Source organism: Mesorhizobium sp. WSM4935 (assembly GCF_029625735.1).
GTDB lineage: Bacteria > Pseudomonadota > Alphaproteobacteria > Rhizobiales > Rhizobiaceae > Mesorhizobium.
The window spans coordinates 1-1,057 of sequence record NZ_JARTVR010000043.1 but is presented as its reverse complement, the minus strand read 5'-3'; the positions used below and the strand labels follow the sequence as shown (position 1 = coordinate 1,057).

Sequence of the window (1,057 nt, the reverse complement as noted above, 5' to 3'; positions counted from 1 at the left end):
GACGACGAGGCCCTTGCTTCCCCGTTCGTCAAATGCCTCCTGCGGCTCATTCGTACTCAGGATTCCTTCGGCTTATGGGAAGGCCATTCGGATGCCGAGCTGCTGGCCGAGTTCATCATCACCAAGCAACAGCAACGTGCGGTACCCTTTGGCGGCGATCCCGATCCTGACGCGCTGTGGAGGCTCGACATGTTTTACACCGCCGTAGCGCTTGCGATCGAGGAGCGCTCCGGCGTGTCGACGTCGCCGACAATAGAAATGAAACCCGTGGGGGCTTCCGGCGGTTGGGCGTTCTGTCGAGACGTCCACCGGTTCGGCTTCGAGACTTTCCGCAAACTTGCTGAGGCCGGTACGAAACTGGTCGACGATGCGACTGCAGCCATTGAAGCCTAGCCCGAGATGGAGCGCATCAAGAAACCATTGTTCCAGGAAGGATCTATGTCAGACCTAGATAGGATGAGGAAAAAAGTCTGAAAGCTCCAGTTGCGTGCAGCTATTGCCAAGATGGCATTGCAGGACCTCGTCGAGGGTCTGCCGGGCAAGTGGGCCGACATACAGGAAGTCGCCGAGAAAACCCAAGCCGTTTATGCCGAGTTGGATGTTGCCAAGAGAGAACTCGCTTCAATGAAGAATTTAGGATGATGCGCACATTCACCACCCGTGACGGCTCCATTTGGATGCCGCCGTACCTGACCTCCATCGATAGCAAATCTGCATCGGCTGCTGCCGTTGTTTCAAGGTCTGCTCGCGCGATGTCATGCATCTTCACGGCGTTGATGATGCGGGTGAAATCCTCGCCCCTGCGATGACGAGGACGACGATTTCGACGGCAAGCTCAATCGCATGATCATGGTTGTCGATGATGCCGGCCGCTGCATAGGCTGCGGAGCCTGCGGCCGCGTCTGCCCCAAGAACTGCCAGACGCATGTTCCGGCCGACGAGCTCGCAACATGATCTGGCGAAAACCAGGGGAGCGGCGTGCACTTCATCTTTTTGTCGGCTCGTGGGGCTGGTCCTGTGCAGCAATGCGTCGATGGTTTACTTCGCTTTGGATTCG

At 57.3% G+C, this 1,057-nt stretch carries 2 protein-coding genes and 1 pseudogene; all 3 read left to right on the top strand.

The genetic code is table 11. The features are described 5' to 3' along the window. Positions 1-393: DUF269 domain-containing protein (locus tag P9273_RS32010; protein WP_127259213.1), on the top strand; the 393-nt coding region annotated here is incomplete at its 5' end. Between the two features lie 90 nt (positions 394-483). After that, positions 484-642, top strand: coding sequence for a CCE_0567 family metalloprotein (locus P9273_RS32005; RefSeq protein WP_224571204.1), 159 nt, complete (start codon positions 484-486; stop codon positions 640-642). Next, positions 639-954 (top strand): annotated as a pseudogene (fdxB, locus tag P9273_RS32000) (ferredoxin III, nif-specific). Before P9273_RS32005 ends, fdxB begins: the two are co-directional and overlap by 4 nt. Positions 955-1,057 lie beyond the last annotated feature (103 nt).